Source organism: Bacteroides sp. AM10-21B (assembly GCF_003472565.1).
In the GTDB taxonomy this organism is placed as follows: Bacteria; Bacteroidota; Bacteroidia; order Bacteroidales; family Bacteroidaceae; genus Bacteroides; species Bacteroides propionicigenes.
Map to the genome: position 1 here is coordinate 356,315 of NZ_QRME01000004.1, position 24,908 is coordinate 381,222.

General features: G+C 46.0%; 20 protein-coding genes and 2 tRNA genes. 2 read left to right on the plus strand and 20 right to left on the minus strand.

Annotated features, from left to right (window positions below):
- Positions 1-46: 46 nt before the first annotated feature.
- From tsf to carB, 13 genes are all read right to left on the minus strand, one after another.
- Positions 47-1,039 carry a translation elongation factor Ts gene (tsf, locus tag DW121_RS07280; protein ID WP_117712217.1) on the minus strand — a complete coding sequence of 331 codons (993 nt, stop codon included), beginning with the start codon at positions 1,037-1,039 and terminating at the stop codon, positions 47-49.
- 127 nt (positions 1,040-1,166) lie between these two features.
- The gene (rpsB, locus tag DW121_RS07285) at positions 1,167-2,003 is read right to left on the minus strand and encodes a 30S ribosomal protein S2 (protein WP_005658322.1); all 837 of its coding nucleotides are present in this window, start codon (positions 2,001-2,003) and stop codon (positions 1,167-1,169) included.
- A 177-nt stretch (positions 2,004-2,180) separates the two neighbouring features.
- Positions 2,181-2,567: a 30S ribosomal protein S9 gene (rpsI, locus tag DW121_RS07290; RefSeq protein WP_004288304.1), complete on the minus strand. Its 387-nt coding sequence runs from the start codon at positions 2,565-2,567 to the stop codon at positions 2,181-2,183.
- 6 nt (positions 2,568-2,573) lie between these two features.
- Positions 2,574-3,035 (minus strand): 50S ribosomal protein L13, encoded by a 462-nt coding sequence (rplM, locus tag DW121_RS07295; RefSeq protein ID WP_004288303.1) that lies wholly within the window; start codon positions 3,033-3,035, stop codon positions 2,574-2,576.
- Between the two features lie 465 nt (positions 3,036-3,500).
- Positions 3,501-3,992, minus strand: a complete 492-nt coding sequence (locus DW121_RS07305) for a DUF4488 domain-containing protein (RefSeq protein ID WP_117712220.1) — start codon at positions 3,990-3,992, stop codon at positions 3,501-3,503.
- A 156-nt stretch (positions 3,993-4,148) separates the two neighbouring features.
- Positions 4,149-5,552, minus strand: coding sequence for an asparagine--tRNA ligase (asnS, locus tag DW121_RS07310; protein WP_118323405.1), 1,404 nt, complete (start codon positions 5,550-5,552; stop codon positions 4,149-4,151).
- Between the two features lie 29 nt (positions 5,553-5,581).
- Positions 5,582-7,045, minus strand: coding sequence for a pseudouridine synthase (locus DW121_RS07315; RefSeq protein WP_118323406.1), 1,464 nt, complete (start codon positions 7,043-7,045; stop codon positions 5,582-5,584).
- Between the two features lie 134 nt (positions 7,046-7,179).
- Positions 7,180-8,526 (minus strand): adenylosuccinate lyase, encoded by a 1,347-nt coding sequence (gene purB, locus DW121_RS07320; RefSeq protein ID WP_117712227.1) that lies wholly within the window; start codon positions 8,524-8,526, stop codon positions 7,180-7,182.
- A gap of 158 nt (positions 8,527-8,684) precedes the next feature.
- A tRNA-Val gene (locus tag DW121_RS07325) sits at positions 8,685-8,759 on the minus strand.
- Positions 8,760-8,786: 27 nt separating this feature from the next.
- Positions 8,787-8,864, minus strand: a tRNA-Val gene (locus DW121_RS07330).
- Between the two features lie 130 nt (positions 8,865-8,994).
- Complete coding sequence (locus tag DW121_RS07335) at positions 8,995-9,555, minus strand: sugar O-acetyltransferase (protein ID WP_118323407.1); 561 nt, start codon at positions 9,553-9,555, stop codon at positions 8,995-8,997.
- 44 nt (positions 9,556-9,599) lie between these two features.
- Positions 9,600-10,229, minus strand: a complete 630-nt coding sequence (locus DW121_RS07340; protein WP_118323426.1) for an HAD family hydrolase — start codon at positions 10,227-10,229, stop codon at positions 9,600-9,602.
- A 508-nt stretch (positions 10,230-10,737) separates the two neighbouring features.
- Positions 10,738-13,965 (minus strand): carbamoyl-phosphate synthase (glutamine-hydrolyzing) large subunit, encoded by a 3,228-nt coding sequence (gene carB, locus DW121_RS07345; protein WP_117712293.1) that lies wholly within the window; start codon positions 13,963-13,965, stop codon positions 10,738-10,740.
- A 231-nt stretch (positions 13,966-14,196) separates the two neighbouring features.
- Here carB and DW121_RS15515 point away from each other — a divergent pair, with 231 nt between their 5' ends.
- Together DW121_RS15515 and trpS are read left to right on the plus strand one after the other, a co-directional pair.
- Positions 14,197-14,454, plus strand: coding sequence for a hypothetical protein (locus DW121_RS15515; protein ID WP_147399666.1), 258 nt, complete (start codon positions 14,197-14,199; stop codon positions 14,452-14,454).
- A gap of 277 nt (positions 14,455-14,731) precedes the next feature.
- Positions 14,732-15,826, plus strand: a complete 1,095-nt coding sequence (gene trpS, locus DW121_RS07350; protein WP_118323408.1) for a tryptophan--tRNA ligase — start codon at positions 14,732-14,734, stop codon at positions 15,824-15,826.
- A gap of 74 nt (positions 15,827-15,900) precedes the next feature.
- Here the strand turns inward: trpS and DW121_RS07355 are convergent, their stop codons facing one another.
- From DW121_RS07355 to DW121_RS07385, 7 genes are all read right to left on the minus strand, one after another.
- Positions 15,901-17,091: an OmpA family protein gene (locus DW121_RS07355; protein ID WP_118323427.1), complete on the minus strand. Its 1,191-nt coding sequence runs from the start codon at positions 17,089-17,091 to the stop codon at positions 15,901-15,903.
- 108 nt (positions 17,092-17,199) lie between these two features.
- Positions 17,200-19,092 carry a DNA mismatch repair endonuclease MutL gene (gene mutL / locus DW121_RS07360; protein ID WP_117712234.1) on the minus strand — a complete coding sequence of 631 codons (1,893 nt, stop codon included), beginning with the start codon at positions 19,090-19,092 and terminating at the stop codon, positions 17,200-17,202.
- A 42-nt stretch (positions 19,093-19,134) separates the two neighbouring features.
- Positions 19,135-19,425 (minus strand): hypothetical protein, encoded by a 291-nt coding sequence (locus DW121_RS07365; RefSeq protein WP_117712236.1) that lies wholly within the window; start codon positions 19,423-19,425, stop codon positions 19,135-19,137.
- 4 nt (positions 19,426-19,429) lie between these two features.
- The gene (locus tag DW121_RS07370; RefSeq protein ID WP_118323409.1) at positions 19,430-21,055 is read right to left on the minus strand and encodes an OstA-like protein; all 1,626 of its coding nucleotides are present in this window, start codon (positions 21,053-21,055) and stop codon (positions 19,430-19,432) included.
- The gene (locus tag DW121_RS07375; RefSeq protein WP_118323410.1) at positions 21,040-22,407 is read right to left on the minus strand and encodes a peptidylprolyl isomerase; all 1,368 of its coding nucleotides are present in this window, start codon (positions 22,405-22,407) and stop codon (positions 21,040-21,042) included. The genes DW121_RS07370 and DW121_RS07375 overlap by 16 nt, the downstream gene beginning before the upstream one ends.
- A gap of 15 nt (positions 22,408-22,422) precedes the next feature.
- Entirely contained in the window at positions 22,423-23,265 is an 843-nt protein-coding gene (locus DW121_RS07380) for a peptidyl-prolyl cis-trans isomerase (RefSeq protein WP_117712241.1), read from the minus strand.
- A 57-nt stretch (positions 23,266-23,322) separates the two neighbouring features.
- A complete protein-coding gene (locus DW121_RS07385) occupies positions 23,323-24,879 on the minus strand; it encodes a peptidylprolyl isomerase (protein ID WP_233555784.1) in 1,557 nt (518 codons plus the stop codon).
- Positions 24,880-24,908: the final 29 nt, after the last annotated feature.

Genomic DNA, 24,908 nt, shown 5'->3' on the forward strand with positions numbered 1-24,908 from the left:
GGATACCTCCATGCGACCGTTTCTATATATTTTTATTTGTACCGAATTATTCAGCGCGCAAAGTGAAACGCTTGAAGTCAACAATCTTCAATTCAGGATCGGCTTCTTTCAGCACTTCTCTTACTGTCTTCTTGGCATCCATGATATCTTCCTGATTCAGCAAGCAAACTTCTTTCAAGAATTTACCCAGACGACCTTTAGCAATGTTCTGAATCATCTGTTCAGGCAGATTTGCAGCCTTCTCAGCAGAAACAGTAGCGATAATTTCTTTTGCCTTTGCTACATCCTCAGCTGTAATCCAGCCCTTAGACATATTACTTTCCATATGATCTTCGCTGTCTACATGAGCCGGATTAATACCTGCTTTCTTCAAAGCAGCTTCAACAGCTTTCTGCACTTGCTCAGCTTTTGTCTTTTCAATGGCAACTTCGATTTCTTTCTGCTTAACTTCTTCAGAAACACCGTCTTCATCAATAGCCAACGGATTCATGGCAGCAATCTGCATAGCTACTTGCTTAGCCAACTGTTCGTCAACATTCTTGTTGAAAGCAACGATAGTACAAAGACCGTTTCTGTTCATGTGATTATAAACAACGGTAGTTGCACCCTCTACAGTCATATAACCGTCGAGTTCCATTTTTTCACCTGTAATACCGCTACGGTCAGTTACTGCATCTTGTACAGTACCGCTACCCATCGGCAACGCTTTCACTTCATCCAAAGTCTTACACTTGTTGGCAACAGCAAGATCAAGAATTTCCTGAGTCAGTTTCACGAAGTCAGCATTCTGGGCTACGAAGTCAGTTTCACACTTCAAAGCAATGATAACTGCAAAGTCACCAGTAGTCTTAGCCAAAACGCAACCTTCAGAAGCTTCACGGTCTGAACGCTTAGCGGCAACAGCCTGTCCCTTCTTACGGATAATTTCCATTGCCTTGTCGAAATCGCCTTCAGCATCATTCAATGCATTCTTGCAGTCCATCATACCAGCACCGGTCATTTTACGGAGCTTGGTTATATCAGCCATACTTACAGCCATAATATCTTTCCTTTATATTTTAGTTAATAAATATCGTTCTAAAAAGCGAAAAAGAGCTGAGAATAGAGAATTGAGAATTGCCGTAAAGTAACTCTCAACTTTCAATTCTCAACTCTCAGTTCTATGATTAAGCCTCTTCGTCTTCCTTGATGAAAGCGGCAGCTTTGGCTGCGTTGATTGCTTCCTCGTCAGACTTATCGAGTCTTGCTTTTGTAGCTTTCTTCTTGCCTTTGTTGGCAGGAGCTTCACCGGCAGCTTCCATATCTACCTTTTCAGCCTTGCGTTCTTCCAAACCTTCCTGCATAGCTGCGCAGCAAGCATCCAAGATAACTTCTACCGACTTAGTAGCGTCATCGTTTGCCGGAATAACGAAGTCGATGTTTGTAGGATCGGAGTTAGTATCAACGATACCGAATACCGGAATACCCAAACGGTTAGCTTCACGAACTGCAATATTCTCTTTCATTACGTCGATAACGAACAAAGCGGACGGCAGACGAGTCAGGTCAGCGATAGAGCCCAAAGTCTTGTCCAATTTAGCACGTTGGCGAGAGATTTGCAGAATTTCTCTCTTAGAGAGGTTAGAATAAGTACCATCGTTAGTCAATTTATCGATAGTAGCCATCTTCTTCACAGCCTTACGGATTGTCGGGAAGTTAGTCAACATACCACCCGGCCAGCGCTCGATTACATAAGGCATATTTACAGATGCAGCCTTGTCGGCAACCACCTGCTTAGCTTGTTTTTTAGTAGCAACAAACAGGACTTTCTTTCCTGACTTAGCGATTTGCTTCAAAGCTTCAGCAGCTTCGTCTATTTTAGCAACCGTCTTGTTGAGGTCAATGATATGAATACCATTGCGTTCCATGAAGATATAAGGAGCCATTGCAGGGTTCCACTTTCTTTTCAAGTGGCCGAAGTGACAACCGGCTTCCAATAATGTATCAAAATTTGTTCTTGACATTTTGTTTTAATCTTTAAATCGTTTACTTTCTTTTTTGTTTTTTCTAAACCAACCGCCGGGTAGCCTATCCAAATGAAGAGTCCCGGTAGTTTAGATACTAAACGCTTTTTCAGTTGAGAGTTGAGAGGTGAAAGTCGAGAATTAAGCAACTTGTCCGCCCCAACCGTTCTCCAACTCTTAACGTTTACTGAACTGGAATCTACGACGAGCTTTCGGCTGTCCCGGTTTCTTACGTTCAACAGAACGAGGATCACGAGTCATGAAACCTTCAGCGCGGAGAGCAGCCTTATCTTCAGCATTGATTTTCACCAGTGCACGAGCAATTGCAAGACGCAATGCCTGAGACTGACCGGTAAAACCACCACCGCAGAGGTTTACTTTGATGTCGTACTTTTCAGCAACACCCAGCTTGTTCAACGGTTGTTTAACTACATACTGAAGAATGCTTGATGGAAAGTACTCTGCGAGGTCTCTCTTGTTAATAGTAATCTTTCCAGTACCTTCGCTTACGAAAATACGTGCAATTGCACTTTTACGTCTGCCTAATGCATTTACTACTTCCATTATCTCTTATTTAAGTGCGTTAATATCAATCATTTTCGGGCTCTGAGCTTCATGTTTGTGCTCACTGCCTGCATAAACGTACATATTGCCCAACAATTGAGCACCCAGTTTATTCTTAGGCAACATACCCTTTACTACTTTTCTCAGCAACTTGTCATCACCGTTCGGTTTTGCCTGCAAACGAGCAGGAGTGATTTCTCTCTGACCGCCGGGATAGCCTGTATATGACAGATATACCTTGTCATTCCACTTGTTACCGGTTAATTTTACTTTGTCGGCATTGATAATGATTACATTATCGCCACAATCTACGTGAGGAGTAAAGTTTGGTTTATACTTTCCTCTCAACAGTTTCGCAACTTTTGCGCCCAGACGACCTAATACTTGGTCTGTAGCGTCAACAATGACCCATTCTTTAGTCACTGTAGCTTTGTTTGCAGAAATGGTCTTGTAACTTAAAGTATCCACTCTTAATTGTTTTTTTAAATGTTACTACTAAATGTTTTGCTTCACCACGAATTAACCACCTCGGACAAAGGGAGATTAACTCGCTATGAATTAAATGCTTATCCTTATGAGATAATAATCGGCTTGCAAAGGTACGGATTTTCTTATAACTGGCAAACGTTTTCTTCTTTTTTTTAAATTGCACTTGGCTGATATACAACAAAAAGAAAGAGGTTGAATTCAAAATGCAAAAGCCCTATCATCCAGTCATTCAGAGGAGCTTGCGACGAAGAATCTCCTCCCTTATGTATACTGAGAAGAGATTCTTCACTGCGTTCAGAATGACAGAATGATAGGGCTTTTACATTTTGACACCACCTATCCAAAAAACGCCTGCTTATATATGCAAACGCTTATAAGCAGCGTTTTTCAAGAATTGTGTAATCAGGAACTATGTAAGAAGCATTGAATAGTCTTGAAAGCCTGCTACCGGACAATATCTTCCGGGAATACCGGCGGCATATTCACCCGTTTCCATGTTTCATGAAACCACGTGTTCAGTTCATTTCCGTTCAAATCTTTTGCAATGAAATATTTCAGATACATCACACCTCCCTCACCCATTTCAAATTCAAGGACATTGTCTTTATTATCCAGCATGGGCAGATGGATATTCTTCTCGATGCTCTCTTTGTAAGCATTGCCCGATATTTGCTGATACGTGCCATATCCTGTGATAATGGCATCCGTACCCGGGCGTATCGTGAAGTTAACGATACGTCCGTCATCACTCAGTACCTTAAATGTATTACTCGGCTTCAGCATTCCGGGAATATCCGGATTCTCAGACACATAATGACACAACTGCCAAATACCTTGCAGATGCGCAGGTTCAAAAGCTGCCTTATCCTGCGCCCGGACTCCTGTTACCGCAAGCAGCACCGCTGCCAGCATGGTAAAGAAATAATTCTTTTTCATATTCGTATGATATTGGTTAACGTTATGTCATTCCTATTGACACAAATATAAAGATTTATTTTGAGAATATAACAATTTATTGCATAAAAAAAGCCCGCATAAATCAAATTTATGCAGGCTTCTCCGTTTAGGATATTTTATGTCACTTTCCGGCGGTTAGAACTCTGCATTACGCGGAGTACGCGGGAAGGGTATCACGTCACGAATATTAGTCATGCCGGTTACAAACAACAACAGACGCTCAAAGCCCAGCCCAAAACCGGAGTGCGGACACGTACCGAATTTACGGGTATCGAGATACCACCACATATCCTTCATCGGGATATGCAGTTCATCAATGCGGTTCATCAGTTTGGCATAGTCGGCCTCACGCTCGGAACCGCCGATTATCTCGCCAATCTTCGGGAAGAGCACATCCATGGCGCGTACCGTCTTGCCATCTTCATTCTGTTTCATGTAGAACGCCTTGATTTCTTTCGGATAATCCGTCAGGATAACCGGACGCTTGAAGTGTTCTTCCACCAAATAACGTTCGTGTTCGGAAGCCAAGTCAACGCCCCAGTATACGGGGAACTCGAACTTATGCCCCTTTGCAACGGCTTCTTCCAGAATTTTGATACCTTCCGTATAAGGCAGACGAACGAAGTCTTCTTTCAAGACACCTTGCAGACGCTCTACCAAGCCCTTATCAAACATATCGTTCAAGAACTTCACATCATCGGCGCAGTTATCCAAAGCCCACTGTACACAGAACTTGATGAATTCTTCCGCCAAGTCCATATTGTCGGTAATGTCATTGAATGCAACTTCCGGCTCAACCATCCAGAACTCTGCCAAGTGACGGGGAGTATTGGAATTCTCGGCGCGAAACGTAGGACCGAATGTATAGATAGCGCCCAATGCCGTAGCGGCAAGCTCACCCTCCAACTGACCGGAAACCGTCAGGCTCGCCTGTTTGCCAAAGAAGTCGTCATCGTAGATAATGGAACCGTTTTCGTCTTTCTTCAAATCATACAGATTCATCGTAGTAACCTGAAACATTTGTCCGGCACCTTCGCAGTCAGAGCCCGTAATGATAGGCGTATGGAAGTAGAAGAACCCTTTCTTATGGAAGAATTCATGAATGGCAATAGCCATATTGTGACGAATGCGGAACACAGCGCCGAATGTATTCGTACGCGGACGCAGATGGGCTATCTCACGAAGGAACTCCATAGAGTGCCCCTTTTTCTGCAAAGGATATGTGTTGTCGCAAGTTCCCAACACTTCGATTTCACGAGCTTGGATTTCAGCTTTCTGACCGGAGCCTACCGATTCAGTCAGCACGCCGTTCACGCTCAAACAAGCGCCTGTGGTAATATCTTTCAGCATCTCTTCATCGAAGTTTGCCAAATCTACCACAATCTGCACATTATTTATTGTAGAACCGTCGTTCAGCGCGATAAAATTAACTTGCTTACTACCTCTGCGGGTGCGAACCCAGCCTTTCACGTTGACCATAGCGCCAAAGTCTTCACGCTTCAACAGGTCAACAATCTTTGTTCTACTAATCTTTTCCATAAAACAGTTATTATACCTTATTATATATATTATTCGAAAGAGCCCATGCGCAGGAAGTTCACCTCTTGCTCTGTGAGGTAACGCCATTCGCCGCGGCGCAAGCCTTTCTTGGTTAAGCCGGCAAAGAATACACGGTCCAGCTTCACAACCTTATATCCCAGCGATTCGAAAATACGACGCACGATACGGTTCTTGCCGGAGTGAATTTCTATACCCACTTCATCTTTCTTGAAATCATCAGTATAGCTGATAGCATCTGCATGGATTTCACCGTCATCCAACTGAATACCGGCTGCAATCTGTTCCATATCGGCTTTGGTCAGATTCTTATCCAAATGCACATGATATATTTTCTTTTTCAGATACTTGGGATGAGTCAGCTTAGAAGCCAAGTCGCCATCATTTGTCAGCAACAGCACACCCGTAGTATTACGGTCCAGACGACCTACCGGATAGATACGTTCATCACAAGCGCCCTTCACCAAATCCATTACAGTACGGCGCGCCTGCGGGTCATCGGAAGTTGTCACCGTATCTTTCGGCTTATTCAACAGGACATATATCTTACGTTCGATGCTGACCGCCTGGTCGTGGAACTTCACTTCGTCTCCACGCTTAATCTTAGTACCCAGTTCAGTAACCACCACTCCGTTTACAGACACCACTCCGGCTGTAATAAATTCATCCGCCTCACGACGCGAGCATACACCTGCATTAGCAAGGAACTTATTCAGACGAATCGGGTCGTTCGGGTCAACAAACTGTTCCTTATATTCTATCTGTTTCTTCTTGCTATATTTGGCATTGGGGTCGTAGTCTCCCGTACGGCGAATGGGACGGCTATAGCTGTCTCTGTTCCCATAAGAACGTTGCGGACGGTCGCCGCCTTCACTGTTGTAGCGAGGACGGTAAGGACGGTCGCCACCGGCATTATTGCCATAAGAACGCTGCGGACGGTCGCCACCTTCGCTATTGTAGCGAGGACGGTAAGGACGGTCGCCACCGGCATTGTTGCCATAAGAGCGTTGCGGACGGTCGCCGCCTTCGCTGTTGTAGCGAGGACGATAAGGACGGTCACCACCTTCACTGTTGTAGCGAGGACGGTAAGGACGGTCGCCACCGGCATTGTTGCCATAAGAGCGTTGTGAACGGTCGCCACCTTCGCTGTTGTAGCGAGGACGATAAGGACGGTCGCCACCGGCATTGTTGCCATAAGAGCGATCGTTGTTGCCATAAGAACGCTGCGGACGGTCGCCATTCTCCGCATTCGGATTAAAGCGAGGACGATAAGGGCGGTCACTACTGTAAGAACGTTGCGGACGATCGCCATTTTCACTATTAAATCTCGGACGATAAGGGCGGTCGCCATTTTCACGGTTGTAAGACGGGCGGCTATAACCTCCCTCTCTGTTAAATTGGTTACCATCACGGCCGGCGCCTGAGTTCTCCTCTGAGGAAGAAGCATCACGCCAAGTTTCATTTTCTGTACTCATTGTTTTATTCGAATAAAATTAAACCTACTGGCCTCACGGCCATTCTTTATCTCTAATTACCTTTCTTTTATTTCAGCTTATAAACAAATTCCGGATTAAAAAAGTTGAGAACCTCCGGACTCTCTTTTCACTTCTTAAAGCCCCGTATATGTATGGGGGGTAATTGCACGTAATTCTTTCTTAATATCTTCGCTTACATTCAATTCTTCTATGAATTCTTTGATGGAAGCCTCTGTGATAGCCTGGTTAGTACGCGTCAACGCCTTCAGCGCTTCATAAGGATGCGGATATGCCTCACGGCGCAGGATTGTCTGAATAGCCTCGGCCACAACACTCCAGCAATTATCCAAATCGCGGCAGATAGCCGGTTCGTTCAGCAACAGCTTGCGCAATCCCTTCAATGAACTCTGAATGGCAATTACAATATGCCCGAACGGAACACCCACGTTACGCAATACGGTAGAATCCGTCAAGTCGCGTTGCAGACGTGACACCGGCAGCTTCACAGCCAGATGCTCAAGAATAGCGTTTGCTATGCCCAGATTACCTTCGGCATTTTCAAAGTCAATCGGATTTACCTTATGCGGCATTGCGCTTGAACCAACCTCTCCGGCTTTAATCTTTTGTTTGAAATACTCCATAGAGATATACTGCCAGAAGTCACGGTTCATGTCAATCATCACCGTATTGATGCGCTTCATTGCATCGAAGATGGCGGACAGATTGTCATAATTGGAAATCTGAGTCGTATATTCTTCACGCTCCAAGCCCAACTTCTCTGCGACAAATTTATTGCCGAAAGCTTTCCAGTCATACTCCGGATAAGCCACGTGATGCGCATTGTAATTACCCGTAGCGCCACCAAATTTAGCGGTTACCGGGCAAGCCTTCAACGCAGCCAACTGACGTTCCAAACGGTACACGAACACCATCACCTCTTTTCCCAGACGAGTGGGAGAAGCCGGCTGCCCGTGCGTCTTGGCAAGCATCGGGATATTCGCCCACTCTTCCGCATACGCACGGAGTTGGGCTATCAATTCCTCTATTTGAGGATAATACACCTGCTCCAAAGCCTCTTTCACAGACAAAGGAATAGAAGTATTGTTAATATCTTGTGAAGTCAGCCCGAAGTGGATAAATTCTTTGTAATCATCCATTCCACCCAACTTGTCAAATTCTTCTTTCAGGAAATACTCCACAGCCTTCACGTCATGATTCGTCACGCTTTCAATATCCTTGATGCGTCCGGCGTCGGCTTCGGAAAAGTTACGGTAGATGTTCCTCAATGTCTCGAACACGCCCTTATCCACCCCTTTCAGCTGAGGTAAAGGCAGTTCACACAAGGTTATAAAATATTCCACTTCAACCTGTACACGGTATTTTATCAGTGCGAATTCTGAGAAATAGGCAGCCAAAGCATCTGTCTTGCCCCTGTATCGACCGTCAATCGGAGAGATTGCGGTAAGTAAATCAAGTTCCATACGTCGTATTTATAGATAATTATCGGGGTGCAAAATTACGGCTTTTTTCTGAGTAATAAGGTATAAAGAAGAAATAAATTACAAAAATGAAGTTACAGGACAAAAAAATAGCCCTGCGCATCACACACAAAGCTATAAAAGTACAAACAACTTAGAGGTGGGCGTTGACGGATTCGAACCGCCGACCCTCTGCTTGTAAGGCAGATGCTCTGAACCAGCTGAGCTAAACGCCCTTTTGATGAACGAAAGTGCTTGGAATTTGGTGGGCGTTGACGGATTCGAACCGCCGACCCTCTGCTTGTAAGGCAGATGCTCTGAACCAGCTGAGCTAAACGCCCTTACACTTTCGTTTCAAAAGCGATGCAAAGGTACGGTTTATTTTGAAACTACCAAAACTTTGATCGTCTATTTTTCAAGTTTTTTTTCAAACAATGCCAACCATTGTTGAGTTTCAAGCAATTAGCCTTATCACTTTTTTGTTTCATTTTTACGGATTACCCTTGCCGGATTACCAACAGCCACAGAATCGGACGGAATATCTTTAGTCACCACACTCCCCGCACCAATAATGCAACGGTCGCCGATTGTCACCCCGGGACAAATAACAGTACCGCCGCCAATCCAGCAATCCTCACCTATCGTCACCGGATAAGCGTGTTCTTGCTCCACACGCCTCTCCAAATAATCAAACGGATGCTGGGGCGTATAAATCTGCACACAAGGTCCTATCAGCGTATATGCCCCGATAGTAATATAGCCTCCGTCCAGAAAAGTACAGTTGGAATTAATAAAAACATGCTCCCCAAGGCGGATTCCGTCACCGTGGTCGCAACAAAAAGGCAGCCAGACAGTGGCAGAAGCGGGAATACCAGGTATCAGTTCTTCCAATACGCTCCGGCATTCTTCATCATAGCCGCTCATGCCGTTCAGCCTCAACAACAGTTTTTTTGCACGCTTGAATCTCTCCTGAATTTCCGGAGAAGCGGTATTCGCCAATTGCGAACTGCGCATTTTGTCTACCTCATTCATATCGTCAATCTAAATAGTTTCTTTTTTTATTTGCAGTCCCGCTATTATCCATTGCACACCCGCAACAACTCTGTCAGCTTTTCCATCCAGTCCTCATCGGGAGCCACGTGCAACCCGTGTATGCCAAGTGCTTCCGCAGCCTTGACATTCTTCAAGCTATCATCCACAAATATCGTCTCCTCCGCCTTCATGCCGTCAGCGGCCAGCGCTTTAAGATAAATATCCGGATTGGGCTTGTAAGCCTGCATCTCATAACTGCAAAAGAGCGTATCGAAATAATCGCCTATCGGCTTGCGCTCGTCACTGAACTTATCACTGCGGGTAAAAGCCATAATAAACGGATTAGTATTACTGAGCAAACAGATGTGGTATTCTCCCCTCAGCTTCAACAGATTGCGCAGCCTGTCCACCGGAACATCACGTATAAAGCCCAACCAGCAATACTGTGCCTCCTCCCAACTGACAGACTCGCGTCCGACAGCCTCAGCCATTCTCCGGCAAAACTCGTCAGCATCAATCTTTCCCGTTTCAACGTCCAAGAAAAAACCTTTCTGCCCGTATTCTCCCATATAATCATCCGTATTCACTCCCATTGACCGGAAGCGGCGATAAGCCTCCTCCGAATTCTGACGGAATATCACACCGCCCATATCAAATAATATATTCTTTATCATACGCCAATTGTCATTTAAGGAGTCCCTATCAGGCATTCCCACTCATTATACCGCAAAAATACTGATTATTCAACGGATATGAAAAGTTTTACTTCTTTTCTTTAGGCTAAGCACGGACTTGCTTTATTCATATTCGGGAGTTAAGGAATTAATATAGGATAAGGTAAGTAGCTGAGTGACTGAATGGTTGATGTCCCACCCTTTTCAATCATAGTGGAACGTTCATTCAGTCGTATAGGGAAGGTACTTCAGTCGTATAGGGAAGGTGCTTCAGTCGTATTGAGAACATACCTCGACAAGAACACCTGTTTACCTCCATACAAAAAAGAGAGAGGTGTGTCAAAATGTAAAAGTCCTATCATTCTGTCATTCAGAGGAGCTTGCGACGAAGAAGCCCCTCTCTTATGTATGCAGAGAAGAGATTCTTCACTGCGTTCAGAATGACAGAATGATAGGACTTTTACATTTTGACACAACCCCTCTCTATTACAATAACATATCAACCGGCTTATTTATATTCCTGCCAGCTCTTTATCTGAATATCTTCCATCTTCATCTCGCAGAATGCTTCAATGAAAGCGCCTGCCAGACGGGCATTTGTAATCAACGGAATGTTATGGTCGATAGCTCCGCGACGAATCTTGTAACCGTTGGTCAACTCGCGTTTGGAGTGGTTCTTCGGAATATTTACAATCAAGTCGAACTTATGCTCGGCAATCATAGTCATTACATTGTTCTCCGCATCTGCACGTTCATCGGGCCAGAACACAGCTTCGGTATTCACGCCGTGCGCGTTGAGGAATGCGGCTGTACCTGCCGTAGCGTAAATCTTATATCCTTTGGCAAAGAGCATACGGCTTGCATCCAGCAAATCCACTTTTGACTTCATTGCACCGGAAGAGAACATCACACCCTTCTCCGGACGCGGAATCTTGAAGCCGGTAGCAATCATGGAGTTCAGCAATGCTTCGGAGAAGTCGTCACCGATACAGCCCACTTCACCCGTAGAGGACATATCCACGCCCAATACCGGGTCTGCCTTGTGCAGACGGGAGAATGAGAACTGGGAAGCCTTTACGCCAATCCAGTCGATGTCGAACGCCGATTTGTCCGGACGGGAGTAAGGAGCATCCAGCATAATCTTCGTGGCGGTCTCGATGAAGTTACGCTTCAGCACCTTAGATACAAACGGGAAGCTGCGTGAAGCACGCAGGTTACATTCGATAACCTTCACTTCGTTGTTGCGTGCCAAGAACTGGATGTTGAAAGGACCGGAGATATTGAGTTCCTTCGCTATCTGACGGCTGATTTTCTTGATGCGGCGTGCCGTAGCGAAGTAAATCTTCTGTGCCGGGAACACCAGCGTAGCGTCACCGGAGTGTACACCGGCAAACTCAACGTGCTCGGAGATGGCATATTCCACAACCTCACCGTTCTGAGCCACAGCATCAAACTCTATTTCCTTCGTATTCTGCAGGAACTGAGAAACCACTACCGGATATTCTTTGGAAACCTCGGCTGCCATTTTCAGGAAGTTCTCCAACTCCTCTTCATCGTAGCATACGTTCATCGCAGCACCGGAGAGCACATACGACGGACGAACCAATACAGGATAACCCACTTTCTCAACGAAGCCCTTCACGTCTTCCAGGCTGGTAAGTTCCTGCCAAGCCGGCTGGTCGATGCCGAGCTGGTCGAGCATTGCCGAGAACTTGTTACGGTTCTCTGCACGGTCGATGGAGATAGGAGAAGTACCCAACACGGGAACGGACTGGCGATGGAGTTTCATGGCCAGATTGTTGGGAATCTGCCCGCCTACGGACACGATTACGCCGCGCGGCTGTTCGAGGTCGATAACATCGAGCACACGTTCAAAAGACAGTTCGTCGAAGTACAGACGGTCGCACATATCGTAGTCGGTAGACACTGTTTCGGGGTTATAGTTAATCATGATAGATTTGTAACCCAGCTTGCGTGCAGTCTGGATGGCGTTCACCGAGCACCAGTCAAACTCTACGGAAGAGCCGATGCGGTAAGCACCCGAACCCAGCACAACCACCGATTTCTCATTCTTGTAATAGTTCACATCATAACCCTGTACGGCATACGTCATATAGAGGTAGTTCGTCAGTTCCGGATGTTCGGAAGCAATGGTATTGATGCGTTTCACAGCCGGCAGAATACCCAGTTCCTTACGACGGGCGCGTACCATAAGGTTTTCCTTCTCCATATTGCCTTCCGGGCTCAGCACGAAACGTGCAATCTGGAAATCGGAGAAACCGAGCACTTTCGCTTCGCGCAGCACGTCGGCCGGAATATCTTCCACCTTATTATATTGCGAGAGTTTATTCTTATAGTCTACGATGTTCTTCAGCTTGCCGAGGAACCAAGGGTCAATCTTCGTCAGTTCAAAGATACGGTCGATTGTGTAGCCTTTTTCCAAAGCTTGGGCGATGGCGAACACACGCAGGTCGGTGGGGTGAGACAGTTCGTGATCCAAATCATCGAATTCCACATCGTCATTGCCCACAAAGCCGTGCATACCCTGACCTATCATACGCAGACCTTTCTGGATAATCTCCTCGAAAGAGCGGCCGATAGACATGATTTCGCCCACCGACTTCATGCTTGAACCGATTTCACGAGACACACCCGCAAACTTCGTCAAGTCCCAACGAGGGATTTTACAAATCAGATAATCCAGTTGCGGAGCCTCGTAAGCGGAATTTGGAGTACCCATTTCGCCGATTTGGTCAAGCGTATAGCCCAATGCAATCTTGGCGGCAACGAAAGCGAGCGGATAACCGGTGGCTTTGGATGCCAATGCGGAAGAGCGGGACAGACGGGCGTTCACCTCAATTACGCGGTAGTCGTTGGTCTCGGCATTGAACGCGTATTGAATGTTACATTCGCCCACGATGCCGAGGTGACGGATGCATTTGGTAGAAAGTTCCTGCAACATCTTCACCTGTTCGTCGGTAAGGGAACAAGTGGGGGCAACCACGATAGACTCACCGGTATGGATGCCCAGCGGGTCGAAGTTTTCCATGCTTGCCACAGTGAAACAGTGGTCGTTGGCATCGCGGATTACCTCGAACTCTATTTCCTTCCAGCCTTTCAGGGATTCTTCCACCAAGATTTGTTTGGAGAAAGTGAAAGAGCTTTCGGCCAGCTTGATGAATGCTTCCTCGTCCGGACAGATACCGCTGCCCAAGCCGCCCAAAGCGTATGCCGAGCGCACCATTACCGGGTAGCCGATTTCGCGGGCAGCCTTCAAGGCGTCTTCCATGCTTTCCACAGCGTGGCTCTTCGGAGTTTTCATGGGTATTTCATCCAGCTTCTTCACAAAGAGGTCACGGTCTTCCGTGTACATGATAGCCTCTACCGAAGTACCCAGCACACGTACGCCATATTTCTGCAAAGTTCCGTTCAGGTAAAGTTCCGTACCGCAGTTCAGTGCAGTCTGTCCGCCGAAAGCCAACAGGATGCCGTCCGGCTGTTCTTTCTTGATGATTTCTTCTACGAAATAAGGAGTTACCGGCAAGAAGTAAACTTTATCGGCAATACCTTCCGATGTCTGGATTGTAGCAATATTCGGATTTACCAATACCGAACCCACACCTTCTTCGCGCAAAGCCTTCAAAGCCTGCGAACCGGAATAGTCAAACTCCCCGGCCTGACCAATCTTGAGCGCACCTGAGCCCAAGACAAGCACTTTCTTCAAATTCTTTTCCATATTCTCTTGTTGTCTATATAAGTTCATTCTTTACGTCCCGGCACAAAAAAAATGCGTTACCCGAATAAGGATTAACGCATTACCAAAGAACTAAAAATATTGTTTTCGGAAAAAGAGAAACCGGCAGCCAGCGAATGAAATTCATTCGAACGTAGGTTGTATGTACTTCTCTTTTCCTGCGGTTGCATAGTTGTCTCTAAAATTTTTGCAAAGAAACGACTTATTTACGATTTGAGCAAATTAATCAAAAGAATAAATTTCTTATTTTTCCGGGTTGCCGGAGCGGGCATTGTCCGCAAGCTCCCGAATGGCATCTTCCAAAGAGTCATCTTTGCCAAGTCCCATCGGTTGCCGCCCTTGATGTGGAGCGCATTGTCGCTAATGGTCTTGATGTCTGTTTGTGTGAAGTTTGGCAGTAGTAGGCGTTTCTTGCGCTTGCAGCGGTGTTCCAATCACAGCCGCCGCAATGACTGCCAAAAAACGGAGTAATTTTTTAAATTTCATAAAAGTTTTTTAATGCGCGAAAATTAGATTATATACAATGAACTGCCAAAAAAGTGTTGTCTACAAACGGCTAAAACACAAAGAAATATGCTAAAAACGGCATTTCGGATACCAATTCGTACCATTTCCGCAACTTTCCACCTACTTTCCTCCTCTAATTTTCACAGCAATGCACTGCATTAGATGAAAATAATGGTATCTTTGCATTCCGTTACAACGGACAGAGTTTTATAAGGAAAGAATAAGAATAATAAATACAGATATGGCAAAAGAAAAAATCATCCTCACGGGCGACCGCCCCACAGGACGCCTGCACATCGGACATTATGTAGGCTCATTGAGACGAAGAGTGGAGTTGCAGAACTCCGGACTGTATGACAAGACATTCGTGTTCATCGCCGATGCGCAAGCATTGACAGACAATATGGAGAATCCGGAAAAAGTACGTCAGAACGTTATTGAGGTGGCCCTCGACTATTTGGCTTGCGGACTGGACCCGATGAAGAGCACCATCTTCATCCAGTCGCAGATACCGGAACTGTGCGAACTGACTTTCTACTATATGGACCTTGTCACCGTATCGCGCCTGCAACGCAACCCGACGGTAAAGACGGAAATCCAGATGCGTAACTTTGAAACAAGCATTCCGGTAGGTTTCTTCACCTACCCCATCAGCCAGGCTGCGGACATTACAGCGTTCCGCGCCACTACCGTTCCCGTCGGCGAAGACCAGGAACCGATGATTGAACAGGCCCGTGAAATCGTACGCCGCTTCAACTTCATCTACGGCGACACACTGGTAGAGCCGGAAATCCTCCTGCCGGATAATGCAGCCTGCCTGCGTCTGCCGGGAACGGACGGAAAAGCCAAGATGAGTAAGTCTTTGGGCAACTGTATCTACCTTTCCGATACCGCCGACGAGGTTCAGAAGAAAGTGAAGAGTATGTACACCGACCCCGACCACTTGCGTGTACAAGACCCGGGCAAGATTGAGGGCAATACCGTATTTACTTATTTGGATGCTTTCTGCCGTCCCGAACACTTTGAACGTTACCTGCCCGACTATCCTTCTTTGGAAGAATTGAAGGCTCATTATCAACGCGGCGGTTTGGGCGACATGAAAGTGAAAGGTTTCCTCAACAACATCATGCAGGAAACGTTGGAACCGATTCGCAATCGCCGCAAGGAATTCGAGAAAGATATTCCCGCCATCTACGATATGCTGAAGAAAGGCTGTGAAACGGCACGTGAAACAGCCGCAGCAACGCTGGATGATGTGCGTCGCGCCATGAAGATTAACTACTTCGATGATGCGGAACTCATTGCAGAACAGATAAAGAAATTCAGCGTGGAATAATATTCATCACAAAGCATAAAAATAAGGGCTGTACCCGTTGCCGGATACAGCCCTTGTTCTTTTCTATTTATCTGTTAGTTGGCAGATTTCACTAATACTACACGGTTCAGAATCGGTTGTCCGAACTTGTCAACACCACCGTCGGCAGAAATCGTCAAGCGGTCGGCAGAGATACCGTAATCCTTTACCAAAACATCCACTACAGCCTGTGCACGCTTCAAACTCAACTCTTTGTTGAACTCAGGAGTACCTGTTGCAGAGTCGGCATAACCGTTTACAGTGTAAGTTGCGTTCGGGAACTCTTGCATCTGTTTTGCCAGATAAGAAATGTTCATAACCTCACGAGGTGACAACTCGGCAGAACCAATCTTGAAGAATACGGTACGCGGTGCGATATTCGGATCGGTAACGACCACTTCGGTTTCGGCAACTTCTACCGGTCTGTTCTGTGCAGCGGTCAGAGCTGACTCCAACTGTTGGTTGGCGGCAGCCATCTCGGCAATCTGTTGCTGCATGGCAGACAATTCAAGAGCGGAAATCAACTGCGGCATCGGACGGTTGAACCCGCGTTTCGGGAAATGGTAAGTCAAACCGAGAGTAGCGCTGAACACACCGTCATAACCCTTACCGGCAACTGTTCCGTCGAATTTGTCTTCAACACCCATTGCGCTAAGCTCCAGATTAATATCTATTGCATTGGATACGCGGAAGCGGTTGATAATACCGGCGTTTACCGACAGAGCTTCGCGGTGAGGCTTTGTATAGTTATGAGTGATACCGGCTCCCAAATAGGGGATGATTTCATATACACGGTACTGGTTGTAACCGCCAAACAGGGCATTCAGGTTGAACATTACATCACCGTGGAAGTTCATATAATCGAAACGCTGTTTGTACGAACCGTTTTCACGTTGAGTACCCTTTACATAATCGGCAAACGGATCCATCGTGAAACCTTTTGCCTGAAGACCGCTATACTGCAAACGCAATCCCAGCCCCGGAGTAAACCATTTGCCGACAGAGATATTCATCGTAGGACTGATGCGCTTACCGAAATCGCCCAATTGCTGATCATTATCTCCATACATCACCGATGCACCGCCCCCGATGGAGAAGAACCAGTTGCTCCAGAATGGATTTGTTATCACTTGGTACTTATCCTGTACCTGAATAATATCGACCTGTTCTACAACAACAGGTTTTTGCTGTGCCATAGCGGCAGAAGAAACGCCGGCCAACGCCAGCAACATTAGAATCTTTTTCATATACCTAAAATAGTTAAGTTGGTTAATTAAATTCTTTATCATTCAAACTGATTAATTAACACCGGCAAAACTAAAAGGTTCTGAAAAGAGGAAATTTTTTTTAAATTATCACTTCAGGAACAGTTTCTCAATATCTTCTTCTTTAATGGTAGAAAGAACCGTACGTCCGTCAGGCGTATAGTTGGGCGTGGAACAAGCAAACAGGCTGTCTACCAGATTGGACATTTCATCATTACTCAGCACCTGCCCGTAAACGATAGCCGCCGCACGCGCCAAAGTCAACGCAAGGATGGTCTGGACTTCTTCCTTCACATCATTGCCTTTCTCCATAGCGGTATGCACCATACTGCGCACCAGTTCTACGGGGTTCAGTCCCTCGATGCCGGAAGGAATACCGTTGATAGCATAACTGCCCCCTCCCAAAGGGCTGAGGTCGAAACCTACCGCCGCCAAATCATCCGACAAGCTTTCCAGCACCGCCGCTTCGGAAGCCGGCAATTGGATTATCTCCGGGAACAGCACTCCCTGAGACACCCCCTGTTTCTGGCAAATCTGATTCATGTATCGGTCGAACAGCACACGTATATGCGCACGATGCTGGTCAATAAGCATCAAACCGGACTTTACGGAAGTAAGTATAAAACGTCCCTTGAACTGCAAGTGCTGCGCACCTTTCTCCATAGTAGAAGGCTCACCCGAATACAAAGGAGAAGATTGCGGGGATGCTGCAACCGGTTCTGTTACGGCGGAAGCTGCCTCCTCAAAATCAAACGGTTCTTCCTCGGCAGGTTCGTTCATCTTGCTCGCTTTCTCCAAACCGGAATACAAGCCCTCCCACTCCACACTCTGACGGGAATAGTTTCCTCCACCGCCATAGGAAGAGGCGGACGAGGTTTTAAAAGGATTGAAATCTGCATTATAGTGCACCTTAGGCGGTTCGATAGGACGGTTTTGTTCAAACGCCGGAATATCGGGCATACCCTCCGTATCGAAGTCTATGGACGGCACGGCATTGAACTTTCCAAGCGATTCTTTAACGGCAGCCGAGAGTATCTGCCAAATAGCCTGTTCATTCTCAAACTTGATTTCCGTCTTTGTAGGATGGATATTCACATCTATGTTGGCAGGGTCTACTTCAAAATAGATAAAATAGGATATTTGTTCCCCGGCGGGAATCAGCTGTTCGTAGGCATCCATAACCGCCTTATGGAAATATGGGTGACGCATATAACGCCCGTTTACGAAAAAGTACTGATGCGCACCTTTCTTCCGGGATGTTTCCGGCTTCGCAACAAAACCGGAAACTTTTATCATCGTCGTATTTACATCTACCGACAATAATTGCTGGTTCAACTTCTTACCGAATACGGCAAGAATACGTTGGCGCAACGGCATGACGGGCAGGTTGAACAGTTCGGTATCATTGCTGTACAGATAGAAAGCCACATCCGGATGCACCAAAGCAATACGCTCGAACTCGGTCAGGATGTTGCTCAATTCCGTTGAATTTGCTTTCAGAAACTTGCGGCGGGCGGGAATATTGAAGAAGAGGTTCTTTACGGAAAAGTTACTTCCCTTAGGACAAGATACGGCCTCCTGACTCTCCACCTTAGAACCGGCAATCACCAAGCGCGTGCCCAATTCCTCATTAGCCGGACGGGTTTTCAACTCCACCTCTGCCACCGCAGCAATAGATGCCAACGCCTCTCCGCGAAATCCCATTGTGCGCAAGGCAAACAAATCGGAGGCTTCGCGTATCTTGGATGTGGCATGGCGCTCAAAGGACAAGCGGGCATCAGTCTCGGACATTCCCTTTCCATCGTCAATGACCTGAATGCAGGTTTTCCCGGCATCCGTAATCAAAACATGTATTTCTCCGGCTTCTGCATCAATCGCATTTTCTACCAATTCTTTGATGACAGATGCCGGACGTTGAATCACCTCTCCGGCAGCAATCTGGTTTGCAACCGAATCGGGCAGCAAATGAATGATATCGCTCATGATAAGTATAAAGTATAAAATATAAAGTTAAGATATAGGAACTTAAATGATACCGTTGGTTATGGCATACCACAGGTATATCAGCAAAGCAATGACCACCAGTATTATCCCCAAATGAACAGGTTTACGTCCGCTTTCCTTGCGGCGCTTCAGGTGGGTGGTGCTTTCGACGAACTTTCCCCGGATATCTTCGGGCGAAAACTCCTTTTCCGGCAACATACCTAATTCGCGCTTGGCATCTTCTTCCATTTTAGCCAGCTTCTCTTTCCGTTCATTCACATAGATGTATGAATGGTGAAAACCTCGCGGCTTACGCATTGTAAACATTCCCATAGCGTTATTTTTTAGTTCGTTTTATATGCATATCTCTTGGCGAAGTTAAAGGTTTCCGGTCACTTTTCTGCAATGTTTCACCCGCTTTTTTACCTCGCCACTCAAAGATGTCGTACTTGTTCAGCGGACGGATATAATCAAACCATACAAATGAGGGCAGTCTCATCTTGTCCGCCGGTATTTGATCCATGGGATACAATATACCATTGGATTTGCCTATCAATGCGGCTTCTTCCATCTTGCGATCCTTAAGGTAAATACGCAGAAAGCTGCCCTCGGCATAGTTCATACCAATCATCGTACTGTCTTTTTCCTCCGGATAGAAGATTATCAAGACATTACCGTTCACATCTACACGACGCATATCTCCATTCTCGAAAAAGGCTTTCATCTCCTTTCCTGTCACTTGATTGTAATGGACGGAATCTTTCCGCTCCACAGCCAAAGCCTGATTGATGATGTGAGCCCAGTCAATGGTGCTGTCATTCATGTAGACCTTTATCTCCTCACCGAGCAACTGCTGCGCGCCATGCCACAAGATAGGATCTGTATACATCGTCATACAGGAATCTTTGGAGTTGTAAACCAAAGAATCACATACAGCCTGCACATCAGTACGATAAGCACGCACTTTATGATAGACGCGCATCTCACGATAGGCGGAGTCGGTATTCATATTATAAGTTACCAGCCGCAGGGTATCGCCATGCATGAAAAGGCTGTCACCTTGAGAGTAGTCTACGGCAACGGCACGCTGGGTGGCAATGGCATTGCCCGTCAGCTCATTGTAGAAACAATAATTGCCGGTAAGCATATTCCTGTTGATAGTATCATTCATCTGGACGTTGTTGAAAGCCTCGCCATATCCCAACTTGCGGTCGTAGAAAAGGCTGTCACCCGTAAGTTTCTTGCCTTCGTTTGTCAAAACAGAACGATCCAGCAATTCCGCCTGCTCGGAAACGGTGTTATATTCTCCACGCTCCGAATAAATATGATTTTTGTCGCTGACAATGTCGGAAGGGCCCAAAATTGTTGCGATTTTGGACTCCGTACTGTATTTCAAGGTATCGGAGGTCAGGACAAACTTCGGATTTACCAGCTTCACCTCATGGTTGAAAACAGCCAGTTTGGTTGCCGGACTGTATTCGCCCCATTCGGAAGTGAGCACATTCTCTTCATCGGTCAGCGTACCGCCGTCAAAGTAATATCCTAAATTATAAAGACGGTCATAGTTCAAGCTGTCCGTAGTAAGCTCTGTATTGCGGTTAATCATACGGACATTCTCGCGCAACATGGCCAGTTGCGACATACCGTCGTAATACAAGTAATCACCATATATAAATAAGGTGTCCCCTTGCTCCATACGGACATTGCCGAATGCTTCTACGGAATTGATTTTTTCGTAAATCAGAGCACTGTCGCAAAACATATACATACTGTCATGCTTCATCCGGACAGAACCGATCAGTACCTGCACATCGGGACGCAACTGTTTATCCGCCTGCGCCTCATCGGCATAAAGCAAATCTACACGTTTCTTTTTCTTGTCAGGCTCACTTTTCCTGTCCTGCGCACTTAACAAACAAACGCCGAACAAGCATATCAAACCAAATATCAGTCTTTTATCCATCCCGGATACTTGAATGTACAGTTTCTCCAATTTTCGTTAATACGGACGTAAGTGTGTTTCTGTTTTTCACGAATCCACTTGTCCAGCATTTCGTCACGGCGTTTCTCCAAAACAATTTCTTTCAGGTTCTGGTAATCGTCGGCAACGGTTGCCTTATGGCCGTTGGTACGGCTCTTTAACTTCACAATGACGCACTCCTCTTTTCCGGTCTTCTGCGGAATCATGGTGAATGCTTCGGAGATTTCCCCTACTTTCATCTTGTCCACCACTTTGGCTATTTCAGGCGGCAATTCCTGCATCTCGAATTTAGAAGTGTTATTGTTGGGATTAGGAAGCAGACCGTGATTGTTGCGCGTGTCCTTGTCCTGTGAAAGTACCGACGCAGCCTCCTCAAAAGAGAACTTTCCGTTACGAATATCATCGGCTATGGAGTCCAAACGTGCCATACCTGCCGTAAGCGCCTCTTCGGGCACATGCGGTTTCAACAAGATGTGACGTGTCTTGATACGATCTCCACGCTTTTCTATCAGCTGTATGATGTGAAAACCATATTCCGATTCTACGATTTTAGACACTTTGTTGGGATCTTGCAAGTTGAAAGCCACACTGGCATAAGCGGGGTCGAGCATACCTCTACCGGAGAATTCTATTTCTCCGCCCCGGATTGCCGACATACGGTCTTCAGAGTACATACGCGCCAACGTAGAGAAACTGGTTTCTCCTTTCGTGATACGTTCCGTAAAATCGCGCAAACGCTTCTTTACGTTTTCAATCTCTTCCAAAGGGACTTTCGGCTGTTGAGTGATAATCTGCACTTCTACCTGAGTCGGGATATAGGGAATACTGTCTTGAGGCAAATCCTTGAAATAACGGCGCACCTCGGCGGGCGTTATCTTAATTTCACCAACCAGCTTCTGCTGCATTTTCTGCACTTTCAAACCTTCGCGGGCGTTGTCGCGCAAAGTCTCGCGAATCTGGCTGGAGGTCTTATTGAAGTACTCTTCCATTTTTTCGCGAGAGCCGATATTGGTAATATACATATTCGTCATATAATCCACGCGCTGGATAACCTCGGCTTCGGAAACTTCAATACTATCGAGTGCCGCCTGATGCAGGAATAACTTTTGTACGGCTATTTCTTCCGGAATCACGCAATAAGGGTCTCGGTCGAATTTACGTCCTTCGTACAAAGCACTCATACGCGCCTCTTCCACTTCAGACTTTAATATAGCCTCGTCGCCTACTACCCATACAACCTCGTCAATCACATTGTCTTGTGCATAAACGGTAGAACCGGCTAACAGCGTCAAGGCAAATAAAACTACAAACTTAAAGTTCATACACTTTTTCATTCTTGGTGTCTTATACTAATAATATTTAATCTTGTCTCTTTTCTCAGCACGTTGATACAAGTCTTCTTTCACTTGTTTCATAAACTCCACCTGCTTCATATTCAGCATCATGTCCTTCACTTGGGTACGGGCAAACTCGTACGGTTCCTGTTCGCCCGCCGCACGATAGTCGCTTACGTTCAGAAAATAATGAAAAGCTGTATCTTTTAATTCCACATGGCGGTTCTTATTCAGGTATTCTCCCGCATCGGGCACTTGCAGCGGCATCAAATCCATAACTTCGGCTATCGGTACCCACTTGTCATAGAAGTACTCATACTTTACAGCATTCTGCAAACTGTATTTCTCCAGATGCTCTACGGCTTCGCGGGTTTCCGTCTTATACCAACGGCGAACATTACTCAGCTGGGGAGCCGTCAGAGGGACTTTGATAAACAATCCCTTCATCAAAGGACGCTCTACCTTGAAAAGTTCCTGATGTTTCTCATAATAATCGGTCAGTTCTGTTTCCGAGATTTCTTCGGAAAGGGTTTGATTTATCAATTCCTGTTGATAGGTATGCATAATCAACGCTTTCCGGTAGTTCTCCACCAACTTGTCAATCTCACCGCTATTAGGAATATTGCTTTGCGCTTTCTCGTACAGCAGCACATCTTCCGCCCAGTTACGGATATAATGCTCCGCAAACAACAGACTGTCATCTTTCGACAAATCCGCAGGAAGTACCGTCTGCAAGTCCTCGTAGTAAAGGAAGTTGCCATCCAATTCCACCAACGGTGTCCGCCCTCCATGGTCGTGCTGTTCCTTGCATGCCCCACAGAAAAGAAGAATAAAAAGCCCCAAACAGGTTGTTCGCATCACCAACTGATATTTACTATATTTTAAGGTACGAAGATACGGCTTTAATCGGTTGCATCAGTGATTATTAACGGTTTTTAAAACCTCTTGGTTTATTTCAACCTTAGCAGAAGCGCGCAAACGAGCTATCCACTGGCTGTCCAAATAACTCTGATAATCTGTGACAAGCCGGTCTTTCACTTCCAGATAGTCTTCCGGACCTTTCACTTTCTTACCCAGCACAACGGTAAAAGGGAATGACACCATAGGCGTTGCCTCTTTCCCTTTGAATATCACATCATCAACATACACGTTGTCACCGGGAGCAAACGTCCCTTGTTCCAACCGTATCTGCGGTTGCGCACCGGCATTAAAAGTCAGACGGATTGCATCCTTCCATTCTTCTTCCGGCAAGCTTTTCAAGAACTTACGCGCTTGTTTGACAACACGTTTACTTACACCATGCAGGACGGCGCCTTTATAACGTGGTTCTTTCCACTGATACTTTGAACGATATTTCTCAAAGTAGTTTTTCAATCCGGCCTCATCCGTTGCAGCCCGTTCACAGACTTCTTTTTCTGTGATTTTATTTAACATCAGCTGTTCCTTGTAACCTTGCACTAACCGACGAAAGTCCGGATATTTTTGTTCTAAACGTGTATTCTCATAATCGAATACAGTTTTCATTATAAAAGCATCCAATTGTTTGCGAACGCCCGCCGGATATGCTGCAGCAAAACGGGCAAAATCATTCCCCGTATAGTTTTTACCTGCCAACGTAAACAGTGTGCGGCTTGTTCGTCCTGAATTCACCAGCTCATCCATACCAACTTTATCGGGGATGTATTGATACTCTTTCTTTAATTTCTCAACCTTCGCCTTCGCTCCCCGGTCCGGTCCGTGGCGTTGCGCCTGACGAGCCATTATTTCTTCCCTCACGTCCTCAAAAGGAGGTATTCCTTTCCGTTCAAGGACCTTTACAATATGAATACCTTGCGGAGTAAAAAAAGGTTGCGATATTTCTCCCGCCGACAAATCGAAAACGACATCTTCAAACTCCATCGGCATCTGCAACCAACTTACCCAAAATGTATGTTTATCATCAGAGTAGCGCTCTACACAGGCATCAAAAACCTCACTCGCAGGATTCCTCCGGAGGTATTCATAAATGGAATCCATATGGGCTACTGCATCACGAAGCGCATGACCGGGGATTGTCTGAGAAAGATATTTAAAAATATGCTTCACACGCACCTGTCCAACGCGATGGCCGGCTTTCATTTTATCATACAACTGCCGGGCTGCACGCTCCGCTGCAATTGTATCGGTCAGATATGATTCTATCAATCGATTACGATAGTTTTCCACTCTCTCGCGGAGAACAAGAACCGTATCCAATCCGGCAGCTTCGGCAGCAGCCACTTTCAGTTTGAAATTCACAAACCGCTCCACATATTTTTCCGGCGTAGCCTGTTTGGGAGTAAGCGATACTTTATCCTTGTTGTAGCTATACTCAAACTCTGAACGCATCACATCCTTTCCATTGATACGCATCAACACCAAATCCGATTGAGAGGAAGCATTCCAGCTCAACCACAGAAAAAGCATCATCCAAAAACTTCTCATCTTCATCATATTTTATTAAAATAAGCGGAATCAAATAG

Bases quoted from the DNA above. Each gene is read 5' to 3' on its own strand.
- tsf (WP_117712217.1), bottom strand. From the start codon at position 1,039: ATGGCTGTAAGTATGGCTGATATAACCAAGCTCCGTAAAATGACCGGT.
- rpsB (WP_005658322.1), bottom strand. From the start codon at position 2,003: ATGTCAAGAACAAATTTTGATACATTATTGGAAGCCGGTTGTCACTTC.
- rpsI (WP_004288304.1), bottom strand. From the start codon at position 2,567: ATGGAAGTAGTAAATGCATTAGGCAGACGTAAAAGTGCAATTGCACGT.
- DW121_RS07305 (WP_117712220.1), bottom strand. From the start codon at position 3,992: ATGAAAAAGAATTATTTCTTTACCATGCTGGCAGCGGTGCTGCTTGCG.
- asnS (WP_118323405.1), bottom strand. From the start codon at position 5,552: ATGGAAAAGATTAGTAGAACAAAGATTGTTGACCTGTTGAAGCGTGAA.
- DW121_RS07315 (WP_118323406.1), bottom strand. From the start codon at position 7,045: ATGAGTACAGAAAATGAAACTTGGCGTGATGCTTCTTCCTCAGAGGAG.
- purB (WP_117712227.1), bottom strand. From the start codon at position 8,526: ATGGAACTTGATTTACTTACCGCAATCTCTCCGATTGACGGTCGATAC.
- DW121_RS07335 (WP_118323407.1), bottom strand. From the start codon at position 9,555: ATGAATGAGGTAGACAAAATGCGCAGTTCGCAATTGGCGAATACCGCT.
- DW121_RS07340 (WP_118323426.1), bottom strand. From the start codon at position 10,229: ATGATAAAGAATATATTATTTGATATGGGCGGTGTGATATTCCGTCAG.
- carB (WP_117712293.1), bottom strand. From the start codon at position 13,965: ATGGAAAAGAATTTGAAGAAAGTGCTTGTCTTGGGCTCAGGTGCGCTC.
- trpS (WP_118323408.1), top strand. From the start codon at position 14,732: ATGGCAAAAGAAAAAATCATCCTCACGGGCGACCGCCCCACAGGACGC.
- DW121_RS07355 (WP_118323427.1), bottom strand. From the start codon at position 17,091: ATGAAAAAGATTCTAATGTTGCTGGCGTTGGCCGGCGTTTCTTCTGCC.
- mutL (WP_117712234.1), bottom strand. From the start codon at position 19,092: ATGAGCGATATCATTCATTTGCTGCCCGATTCGGTTGCAAACCAGATT.
- DW121_RS07365 (WP_117712236.1), bottom strand. From the start codon at position 19,425: ATGGGAATGTTTACAATGCGTAAGCCGCGAGGTTTTCACCATTCATAC.
- DW121_RS07370 (WP_118323409.1), bottom strand. From the start codon at position 21,055: ATGGATAAAAGACTGATATTTGGTTTGATATGCTTGTTCGGCGTTTGT.
- DW121_RS07375 (WP_118323410.1), bottom strand. From the start codon at position 22,407: ATGAAAAAGTGTATGAACTTTAAGTTTGTAGTTTTATTTGCCTTGACG.
- DW121_RS07380 (WP_117712241.1), bottom strand. From the start codon at position 23,265: ATGCGAACAACCTGTTTGGGGCTTTTTATTCTTCTTTTCTGTGGGGCA.
- DW121_RS07385 (WP_233555784.1), bottom strand. From the start codon at position 24,879: ATGATGAAGATGAGAAGTTTTTGGATGATGCTTTTTCTGTGGTTGAGC.